Below are 8880 nucleotides of genomic sequence, written 5' to 3'. Positions count from 1 at the left end.
GGTGCTGGACACGGGCGCCAGGGGTTCTTCCATCACCTTTGCCCAGCGCAACCAGGGCGACGTTTTCATCTCCTGGGAAAACGAGGCTTACCTGCTGGACAAGGAATTCGGCAGCAAGGTGGACTTTGTCTACCCCTCGCTGAGCATTCTGGCCCAACCTCCGGTCACGCTGGTGGACAAAAACGTCGACCGCAAGGGCACCCGCGCTGTGGCCGAGGAATACCTGAAGTTCCTCTACAGCGAGGAGGCACAGGACATCATCGGCAAAAACTTCTACCGGCCCACCAGCGCCAAGGCGCAGGCCAAGTACGCCAAGCAACTGCCCAAGCTCAATCTGTTCACCATTGACGACGCATTTGGCGGCTGGGAAAAGGCCGACAAAGACCACTTTGCCGACGGCGGCAGCTTTGACCAGATTTACACGAAAAAGTAATCAAAACGGCGGATGGCCAGCGCCAATATTGCGCAAGCAGCTATCAAAACAGGAGCGCTGTCCGTACAAGGGCTACTTGCGCGCCAGCCACACGCCGAACACGGTGAGGCCCATGCCCACCAGCGCCAGGCCGGTGAGGGTCTCGCCAAACAGGGCCCAGGCCACCAGTGCCGTGCAGGGTGGCACCAGGTAAAACAGGCTGGCGACATTGACCGCGCTGCCAGTGCGGATCAGCACATTGAGCAGCGTGACCGCGCCCAGCGACAACACCAGCGAGAGCCAGCCCAGCGCGAACACAAACGAAGGCGTCCAGTCGATGTGCATGGTCTCGGTCGCCGCCGCGGCCAGCCCGGTCAGCAGCACGCAGGGCAGGAACTGGATCAGCGAGCCGGTACGCAGGTCAAAGCTCGGGCAGTAACGCTTCTGGTACAGCGTGCCCGCGGTGATGCACAACAGCGCAACCCCCACCGGCAGCAGCAGCGTCCACAGCGTGGCAGCACCGGCGCCCGCAGCTACCTTGTGCGCCACCACCAGTGCCACGCCGGCAAATCCTGCAGCCAGGCCGGCCCACTGCGCGGGGCGCACTGTCTCGCCCAGCATCCAGCCCGCGCCCAGCGCGGTAAGCAGCGGCTGCAGCCCCACCACCAGCGCCGCCACACCCGCCGGCAGGCCGTGGCCGATGGCAATGAACACGCCGCCCAGATACACCCCATGCACCAGCACCCCGCTCACCCCGATGTGCCAGGCCGCCCGCCAGCTGGCGGGCCAGGGCGCGCTGGAGCGCCACACCACCAGCCCCATCAGCAGCATGACGATGGCGTAGCGCGTGCTCAGAAATGTGAGCGGCTCCGCATGCGGAAGGCCGAGCTTCGCACCAATGAAGCCGGTGCTCCAGAGGGCGACAAACAAAAGGGGGTAGAGCGCGGCCCGCGCGGAAGACGCCGTGGGGCGTGCGGGATTCTGGCTATGTTGCATTGCGGCATCTTAAGGGCCGCCGTGGCGATACAGTCGGGGGCAGCCCGACACACGCCATGACCGACCTACCGAAACCCCGGCGCCGCACCGCACCCACCCAGCCGAGCCGCCCATGGGCAAGATAAGCCTGAACTTTGTTTTGCTGCTCACGCTGGTGCTGGTGGCGCTGTATGCCTGGCGCTCCAAACGGCGCAGGGCCTGGGTTCATGCGCGGCGCTGCTACGCCTGTGGCGGCCCGCCCAGCGCGAACGGAAAAGCTGGCGGGATCTGCACCGACTGCCTGCAAACCCGCACCATCCAGCGCTGGCTGATTGGCTTTATCGTGCTGGTGGCGGCCGGCATTGCGGCCTGGTTGCGGTGGCCTTAGTGACAATCCGGGGATTGCACAGCGTGTAGTCCCGCAAAACAGGCCTGCGGCGTATCATTTGCTAATGCGGACTTTCGTTCTGATTCTGTTGATTACATTGGCGCCTTTGCGCGGCATTGCCGGTGAGCTCATGGCGAGCCACATGGCCACCCCTGTGGCCACCGGGCTGACCACCGTTGTCGCCAGCCTGTGGGACGCGGGAGACGCGCACGACTCGGCTCACCATTGCGACGAAGCGTTGGACGCCGGGAATGCCGCTGCGCAGCCGGCGCAACCCACGGAAGCCGCCTCGCACGATGGATGCAAGAACTGCGGCCTGTGCCAGATGTGCGCGACAGCTGCGCTCCCCGCCGACCTGCACATCGCATTGCCAGTACTGGGCTCGCAAACGCAGGCCTCCCGGCGCAGCGACCACTTTGTCAGTGCCTCGGCAGCATTGGCCCAAAAACCACCCATTTCCTGAGTCCACGGCCCGTAGTGGGCCTGTAGTCCCCCCGCTGGTTGCACCAGGCAGCCGGCAGAGGGGGTGTTTTTAACTTGGATCAGGAACCCCACCATGCTTTCTCCGCGTTCGCGTCAGCGTTTTATGTGTTTTGCAGGAGCCCGCCTGGGCCTCGCAATTTTTATATCCGCCCCGGCCCTGGCCCAGCCCACCGGGCCGGTGCCAACCGTGTCTGCCCACACGCTGCAGGCCAGTGATGCCGCCAGCCCCGTGCCGCCGCTGGAGTACCGGTCGGTATTCGCCGATTTCCCACGCGGTGTGGAACAGGGCGGCGGCAACTGGAAGGCGGCCAACAAGGCCGTCGGGCAGTTTCAGCGCGGTCATATCGACCTGCTGAACTGGGAAAAAGCCCGCGCCACCCCACCCAAGGAGCAGCCATGACGGGTGCGCGGCTCCTAAAGGCTGTGCGGCCGTGGTTTCTGATTCTGCTGCTGGGCTACGCCCACGCCGATGCGGCACCGCTGGACGGCGGGGTGCAGGGCCTGCAGTCGGATGTGCAGCGCCGCCTGAGCGGCCTGTTGGCGCCCGGGGCCGGCGCGCTGCGCCTGGCCAGCCCGACCTACAACGGCAGCGAGGACCTGGCGCGCTTGCTGCAAGGCCCGCTGCAAGGCGCAGACGCCATACGCATTGCATTGCTCAACAGCCCCGACTTGCAAATGCTACTTGGCGCCGAGGGCCGGGGCATCACGGACCTGCAGGGAGGCAGTTTTCCCGCACGCCTGCGCGCCAGCGACGAGGCCACCCTCCTGGGGCTGCGCGCGTTCAGGGCCTGGGTTTCGGCGGTGAGCGCCGAACGCAGCGCAGCGCTCCTGCGCGAGGCCCGGGCCACTGCTGACACCGCCGACGAGCTCACCCGCCGCATGGTCCGCGCGGGCAATGCGAGCCGCCTCACGCAAGCCCAGAGCCAGGCAACGCTGTCGGAGACCACGATGGCCCTGGCCCGGGGGGAGCAGGCGGCCTTTGCCGCGCGCGAGCACCTCATCCGGGTGTTGGGACTGTGGGGCAATCAGACCGGCTTCACCCTGACCACGGCGCTGCCCGCATTACCCGCCAGTCCGCCAGATAGGGCGGACTTAGAGGCCGGCGCAGTGGCTGCGCGCAGCAGCCTGCAGGCCGGGCGGCTGAACTGGCAACAGAAATTGGCAGAAGCCGTGCCGTCGAATGTAGATGAGCGATGGGACGCCCTGGGCGACGCTGCGCGCATACGTGCCGAAGCCATCCAGGTGCGCAGCGAAGCGCGCGCGGCGGCGTTTGGTCTGCACACCCGGTGGGACATGGCCCATCACCTGCAGACCGAGGTACTGCCGCTGCGCCAGTTCATCCACGAGGAGCTGACCCTTCGCTACAACGGCATGCTGACCAGTGTGTTTGAAGTGCTAGCGGACAGCCGCATGCGCACGCAGGCCGAGCAGGACGCATTGGAGGCACTGCGCGACTACTGGCTTGCGTTTGCCGATGTACAGGCGGTACTGGCCGGCGTGGCGCCCGAGGGCAACGCGACCGCACCAGCGGCCGCATCTGCCACCGCACGGCCCGGCGCAAATAAACAGGCGGCGCATTGAGCGCCCGCCACACCCCTAGAACAGGATCTGTATGAACCGACGTCATTTTTTCAGTGGTGCTGCCGCGACTGCCATGGGCGCGGTCGCAGCCGCCTCGGTCAGCCGTGTGGCGCTGGCTGCGCTGCCCGAGCCGGTGGTGCAAAACTCCGCCGCCACCATGCCGCCGCTGGTACCTGCCAGCGGCCGGCCTTACAACCCGGTCGTTACGCTGAACGGCTGGACCCTGCCCTGGCGCATGAACCAGGGCGTCAAGGAATTCCACCTGGTGGCCGAGCCGGTGGTGCGCGAGATGGCGCCTGGCTTCAAGGCCAACATGTGGGGCTACAACGGCCAAAGCCCCGGCCCCACCATCGAGGTGGTGGAAGGCGACCGCGTGCGCATATTCGTCACCAACCAGCTGCCCGAGCACACCAGCATTCACTGGCACGGCCAGCGCCTGCCCAACGGCATGGACGGCGTGTCGGGCCTGAATCAGGCCGCCATTCCGGTGGGAAAAACTTTTGTCTATGAGTTTGTGGCGCGCCGCCCCGGCACCTTTATGTACCACCCGCATGCCGACGAGATGACGCAGATGGCGATGGGCATGATGGGCTTCTGGGTGACGCACCCCAAGGTCAGGAATCCGCTGATCCGCGAGGTGGACCGCGATTTTTGCTTCCTGCTTAGCGCCTACGACATTGACCCCGGCAGCCTGACACCCAAAATCATGACCATGCTGGACTTCAACATCTGGAGCTGGAACAGCCGGGTGTTCCCGGGCATCGACACCCTGAACGTCCGGCACAACGACAGGGTGCGCATCCGGGTAGGCAACCTGACCATGACCAACCACCCCATCCACCTGCATGGCCACGAGTTTGAGGTGAGCGGCAGCGACGGCGGCCCCTGGCCCCTGGCCGCACGGGTGCCCGAAGTCACCACCGACATCGGCGTGGGGCAGATGCGGCAGCTGGAGTTTGTGGCCGACGAGGAGGGCGACTGGGCCTTTCACTGCCACAAGAGCCACCACACCATGAACGCCATGGGCCACAGCGTTCCCACGATGATCGGCGTGGACCACCGCGGCCTGGTGGGCAAGCTGCAGCGCGCCATGCCGGACTACATGGTGATGGGAGAACGCGGCATGGCCGACATGGGCGCGATGGAGATGCCCCTGCCCGACAACACCGCCCCCATGATGACCGGCACCGGCCCCTACGGCGGGGTGGAGATGGGCGGCATGTTCAGCATCTTGAAGGTGCGCAAGGACAAGAAGCCGGGCGACTACCAGGACCCCGGCTGGTACCCGCAGCCCCCGGGCACCCGTGCCTTTGAGTGGGCCGGCGCCCTGCCCGACCCGGCGCGCTTTCAGGCCGAGGGGACGGGCAGCATGCCGCTGGCGCAGCCGCCCCACCACGACACCCGGGTCCAGGTGCGCAAGCCCATGGGCTCGATGAAGCATTGATCCGTTTTCACTCTCACACACTTCTGAACACCATGAACAACACTATCAAATCCATAGCTGCTGGCGCTATGCTGGCGTACGCTTTCGGCTCTTTTGCTGCTGGAAGCCACGGCGGGGGCCACGGCACCGAAGCCATAGGCAAGCCCGGAGTGGCCGCCAAGGTGAGTCGCACGGTGCAGATCGACATGAGCGACGCCATGCGCTTCTCTCCGGCCAAGGTCACCGTGCGCCGTGGCGAGACCGTGCGTTTTGTCGTCAAAAACTCGGGCCAGCTCAAGCACGAGTTCAACCTCGGCACCGAGAAAGACCTGAAGGCCCACTACGACCTGATGAAGAAGTTTCCCGAGATGGAGCACGACGAGCCCAACATCGCCAGTGTCGCCCCGGGCCAGACTGGCGAGGTCATCTGGCAATTCACCAAGGCGGGCACGGTGAGTTTTGCCTGCCTGCACCCCGGTCACTATGAGGCGGGCATGAAGGGCGCGGTCAAGGTAGAGGCCTCCAAATGAGGACAACCTGGCGTGCTGGTGGGCGGTTATGTGGTGCTGGAGCCGGCAACGGCGGCAGCGCTGTTTTTCAACGCTACCGCTGAGAGGCTCTTCGATGACGACTTCACACGTGAATCGCTGCGCCGGCCTGGTCATGGCCTGGGTCTTGGGGTCCACCTCGGTGTGGGCGCAGGGCACAGACGAGCTGGCGCGGGGCGAGGTCCGCAAAATTGACGAGGCTGCCGCCAAAATCACCATCAAGCACGGCGATATTCCCTCACTCGACATGCCGCCCATGACCATGGTGTTCACCGTCAGGGACAAGGCCCTGCTTCAACGCGCGCGGCCGGGAGACAAGATCCGCTTCGATGTCATCCAGCAGGATGGCAAACTGATCGTCACCCGCATTGAAACGGACCAGTGAAGCGGACCCGTAAAGCGCCCCGCTAAACTCGTGCTCAAAGGATGAACCGCCATGACCCTACCTGTACGAGCCGTAACCCCTGAGTTTTATGTGGCGCCGCAACTCGGGCCCGCCGACATGGCCGCTGCCGCTGCCATGGGCTTCAAAACCGTGATCAACAACCGCCCCGACTTTGAGGGCGGCGCCGACCAGCCGGCCCACGCCGCCATGCAGGCGGCCGCGCAGGCGGCTGGGCTGGACTATGTGTTTCTGCCGGTGGTGGCTGGAGCCATTACCACCGACGAGGTGGCCACCATGAAGCAGGCGCTGGCTGCCGCCCAGGCACCGGTGCTGGCTTTTTGCCGCTCCGGCGCGCGATCTACTCAGCTGTTCGTCTTCACCCAGGACTGATTCACTCCGGGCTTGTTTGCTCTGGTTTTGATAGCTGCTAACGCACGGTCTGTATGGGTAAACGGTGTTTTTTGCCCTTTTTCGGGCCTGACACAAGGCCCGTTTAGGCCTTGAGCGGCAGGGCCTGGCCCAGCGCAAACACCGAGTTGGGTACATGGGCGCGGGCAGCCTCAGGCTTTCGCTTGGTCAGGACGCCTTTCTTGGGAACCTTGCTTTCCTTCACCGCAAATCCTTTGGCCTGCTGCTCTTGCGCCAGGCTGTGCAGGGTGATGGTGCGCATGTGCGCGAGCACCGTGCTTTGCAGGGCGGCCCATAGATCGCGCGTCATGTCGTGCGCGCTCTTGGAGGTGTCGCGGCCCGGGGATTCGGCGTCTTCGATCGCGCAAATGATGTCGGCCACGGTGATGCGGTCGCCGCGAAATCCGAGGGAGTAGCCGCCGCCGGGGCCGCGGGTGCTCTCCACCAGCCCGGCATGGCGCAGCTTGGCAAACACCTGCTCCAGGTAGGACAGCGAAATGCGGTGCCGAAGCGCGATTTCCTGCAGGGGCACGGGTTGGCCGCTCTCGCGCAGGGCAAGGTCGATCATGGCGGTGATGGCAAAACGTCCGCGTGTGCTGAGTCGCATACAGAGTCTCCTTCGATGAACAGCTAATGACAGCAAATGTAGAAGGGCCTATGCTTCGTGTAAATTCGTATTTTGTGAATTTTTAGTAAGTTTTTTGCGCAGTAATTTACTTTTTCCAAGGCGTAGACCATGAACTTTAAGCACCTCCATTATTTTTGGGTGACTGCCAAGGCCGGCGGCGTGATGCGCGCCGGCGAGCAGCTGCACACCACGCCGCAAACGCTGTCGGGCCAGATCAAGCTGCTCGAGGAGTGGCTGGGCCGCAAGCTGTTTCAAAAGAGCGGCCGCCAGATGGAGCTGACCGATGACGGCCGGCTGGCGCTGGGCTACGCCGACCAGATCTTCGCGCTGGGCGCGGAGCTGGAGAACGTGGTGCGGCTGCCGCGCGGCAAGCACCGGGTGCTGGACTTCAAGGTTGGCGTGGCGGACTCGGTGACCAAGTCACTGGCCTACCGGTTACTGGAGCCGGCGCTCACCATGGAGGAGCCGGTGCGCATGATCTGCAGCGAGGGCAAGTTCTCCGACCTGCTGGCCAAACTCGCGCTCAACCAGCTGGACCTGGTGATTGCCGATGAGCCCATGTCCAAGCGGATGAGCGTGAAGGCGTTTAACCACCCGCTGGGCAGCACGCCGATGAGCTTTTTTTGCGCGCCGCAGCTGCGCAGCACGTTAAAGGGCGATTTTCCAGGCTGCCTGAATGACGCGCCCATGCTCATTCAAGGTGCGCAGGCTTCGGTGCGCCAGCAGTGGGAAGGCTGGCTGAGCCGCCACCAGCTACACCCCCGCACCATCGGCGAATTTGACGACGGCGCGCTGATGACCGCCTTCGGCCGCAAAGGGCGCGGCGTGTTCATGGCGCCCACGGTGATGGAGGCCGACATCGTGGAGCAATTCGGCGTCGAGGTGATTGGCCGCAGCGACGAGCTGGTGGAGGAGTTTTTTGCGGTGTCGGTGGAGCGGCGCATCACCCACCCCTGCGTGGTGGCGATTACGAAAACCGCTCGGGGGCAGTTGTTTGGCTAACCGCTAGTAGTGGAGTTGCGTCGACTTCCCCCAAAACACCCGATACGCGTAGGCCGTGTAGGCAATGATGACGGGAAAGACCACCACCACACCATAAAAAATGACCATCAATGCTTCAGGCGCGCTGGCAGCTTGCCAAATAGTGAGTGTGTCGATGACCAACCAAGGGAACAGGCTGTAAGCCAGGCCATAGAAGGAAAGCAGAAACACTCCTACCGTGCTGGCAAACGGCACCGCAGCGCCGTATTGATTGCCTTGCGCAAGGCGGGTAGGCAAGCGGCCCAAGCTGCGACCGATGACAAGAAACAAGCCCAATGTCATCGCGGGAATCGGCAACAGCATGAGCAGGTTGGGAAAACTGAACCACTTGTCAAAAATACGCTGACTCACCCAAGGCGTGGCCACCGAAATTGCCAGCACCCCCGCGGCGGTGAGCCACAAGCTATTTTTTGCCCACCGCACAGCCTTGAGTTGGAGCTCACCTTCGGTTTTCATGATGAGCCAGCCCGCACCCAGCAACCGGTAAGCAAACACCAAACAAAACCCTATCAAGGCACTAAACACGTAGCCCGGCGTGTCTTGTTTAAAACCGGTGATGAGCTGCCCCAACATAAAACCTTGCGACCAGCCGGCCAGCAATGAGCCCA

13 protein-coding genes are annotated in these 8880 nt (G+C 64.0%); 10 read left to right on the top strand and 3 right to left on the bottom strand.

The genetic code is table 11. The features are described 5' to 3' along the window. Nucleotides 1-433: sulfate ABC transporter substrate-binding protein (locus Q0O05_RS10090; protein WP_293662652.1), on the top strand; the 433-nt coding region annotated here is incomplete at its 5' end. Nucleotides 434-505: 72 nt separating this feature from the next. Here Q0O05_RS10090 and Q0O05_RS10085 read toward each other — a convergent pair. Further along, a complete protein-coding gene (locus tag Q0O05_RS10085; RefSeq protein WP_293662650.1) occupies nt 506-1408 on the bottom strand; it encodes a DMT family transporter in 903 nt (300 codons plus the stop codon). Between the two features lie 112 nt (nt 1409-1520). Between Q0O05_RS10085 and Q0O05_RS10080 the strand changes: the two genes are divergently transcribed. The 8 genes from Q0O05_RS10080 (at nt 1521) to Q0O05_RS10045 (ending at nt 6585) form a co-directional block, all read left to right on the top strand. Then, entirely contained in the window at nt 1521-1775 is a 255-nt protein-coding gene (locus Q0O05_RS10080; protein WP_293662648.1) for a hypothetical protein, read from the top strand. A 64-nt stretch (nt 1776-1839) separates the two neighbouring features. Continuing rightward, a complete protein-coding gene (locus tag Q0O05_RS10075) occupies nt 1840-2238 on the top strand; it encodes a hypothetical protein (RefSeq protein ID WP_293662646.1) in 399 nt (132 codons plus the stop codon). 93 nt (nt 2239-2331) lie between these two features. After that, a complete protein-coding gene (locus Q0O05_RS10070; RefSeq protein WP_293662644.1) occupies nt 2332-2658 on the top strand; it encodes a hypothetical protein in 327 nt (108 codons plus the stop codon). Continuing rightward, nucleotides 2655-3839, top strand: a complete 1185-nt coding sequence (locus Q0O05_RS10065; RefSeq protein WP_293662643.1) for a hypothetical protein — start codon at nt 2655-2657, stop codon at nt 3837-3839. Before Q0O05_RS10070 ends, Q0O05_RS10065 begins: the two co-directional genes overlap by 4 nt. 31 nt (nt 3840-3870) lie before the next feature. After that, nucleotides 3871-5283 carry a copper oxidase gene (locus Q0O05_RS10060; protein ID WP_293662642.1) on the top strand — a complete coding sequence of 471 codons (1413 nt, stop codon included), beginning with the start codon at nt 3871-3873 and terminating at the stop codon, nt 5281-5283. Nucleotides 5284-5315: 32 nt separating this feature from the next. Continuing rightward, nucleotides 5316-5792: a cupredoxin family protein gene (locus Q0O05_RS10055; RefSeq protein ID WP_293662640.1), complete on the top strand. Its 477-nt coding sequence runs from the start codon at nt 5316-5318 to the stop codon at nt 5790-5792. A 94-nt stretch (nt 5793-5886) separates the two neighbouring features. Further along, nucleotides 5887-6195: a copper-binding protein gene (locus Q0O05_RS10050; RefSeq protein WP_293662638.1), complete on the top strand. Its 309-nt coding sequence runs from the start codon at nt 5887-5889 to the stop codon at nt 6193-6195. Nucleotides 6196-6246: 51 nt separating this feature from the next. Next, the gene (locus Q0O05_RS10045) at nt 6247-6585 is read left to right on the top strand and encodes a TIGR01244 family sulfur transferase (RefSeq protein WP_293662636.1); all 339 of its coding nucleotides are present in this window, start codon (nt 6247-6249) and stop codon (nt 6583-6585) included. Between the two features lie 103 nt (nt 6586-6688). On the opposite strand, the gene Q0O05_RS10040 is transcribed toward Q0O05_RS10045, so the two are convergent. Further along, on the bottom strand, nt 6689-7210 hold the full coding sequence (locus Q0O05_RS10040) for an Rrf2 family transcriptional regulator (protein WP_293662635.1): 522 nt from the start codon (nt 7208-7210) through the stop codon (nt 6689-6691). 129 nt (nt 7211-7339) lie between these two features. Here Q0O05_RS10040 and nhaR point away from each other — a divergent pair, with 129 nt between their 5' ends. After that, nucleotides 7340-8233 (top strand): transcriptional activator NhaR, encoded by an 894-nt coding sequence (gene nhaR / locus Q0O05_RS10035; RefSeq protein ID WP_293662634.1) that lies wholly within the window; start codon nt 7340-7342, stop codon nt 8231-8233. A gap of 3 nt (nt 8234-8236) precedes the next feature. On the opposite strand, the gene Q0O05_RS10030 is transcribed toward nhaR, so the two are convergent. Continuing rightward, the coding region (locus Q0O05_RS10030; protein WP_293662632.1) for a cytochrome d ubiquinol oxidase subunit II at nt 8237-8880 on the bottom strand (644 nt) is incomplete at its 5' end.

The sequence above is a fragment of the Rhodoferax sp. OV413 genome, assembly GCF_945881795.1.
Classification (GTDB): domain Bacteria; phylum Pseudomonadota; class Gammaproteobacteria; order Burkholderiales; family Burkholderiaceae_C; genus Allorhodoferax.
The sequence above is the reverse complement of the archived record's forward strand: the minus strand, read 5'-3'. Positions and strand labels throughout refer to the sequence as shown.

Bases quoted from the DNA above. Each gene is read 5' to 3' on its own strand.
- Q0O05_RS10085 (WP_293662650.1), bottom strand. From the start codon at position 1,408: ATGCAACATAGCCAGAATCCCGCACGCCCCACGGCGTCTTCCGCGCGG.
- Q0O05_RS10080 (WP_293662648.1), top strand. From the start codon at position 1,521: ATGGGCAAGATAAGCCTGAACTTTGTTTTGCTGCTCACGCTGGTGCTG.
- Q0O05_RS10075 (WP_293662646.1), top strand. From the start codon at position 1,840: ATGCGGACTTTCGTTCTGATTCTGTTGATTACATTGGCGCCTTTGCGC.
- Q0O05_RS10070 (WP_293662644.1), top strand. From the start codon at position 2,332: ATGCTTTCTCCGCGTTCGCGTCAGCGTTTTATGTGTTTTGCAGGAGCC.
- Q0O05_RS10065 (WP_293662643.1), top strand. From the start codon at position 2,655: ATGACGGGTGCGCGGCTCCTAAAGGCTGTGCGGCCGTGGTTTCTGATT.
- Q0O05_RS10060 (WP_293662642.1), top strand. From the start codon at position 3,871: ATGAACCGACGTCATTTTTTCAGTGGTGCTGCCGCGACTGCCATGGGC.
- Q0O05_RS10055 (WP_293662640.1), top strand. From the start codon at position 5,316: ATGAACAACACTATCAAATCCATAGCTGCTGGCGCTATGCTGGCGTAC.
- Q0O05_RS10050 (WP_293662638.1), top strand. From the start codon at position 5,887: ATGACGACTTCACACGTGAATCGCTGCGCCGGCCTGGTCATGGCCTGG.
- Q0O05_RS10045 (WP_293662636.1), top strand. From the start codon at position 6,247: ATGACCCTACCTGTACGAGCCGTAACCCCTGAGTTTTATGTGGCGCCG.
- Q0O05_RS10040 (WP_293662635.1), bottom strand. From the start codon at position 7,210: ATGCGACTCAGCACACGCGGACGTTTTGCCATCACCGCCATGATCGAC.
- nhaR (WP_293662634.1), top strand. From the start codon at position 7,340: ATGAACTTTAAGCACCTCCATTATTTTTGGGTGACTGCCAAGGCCGGC.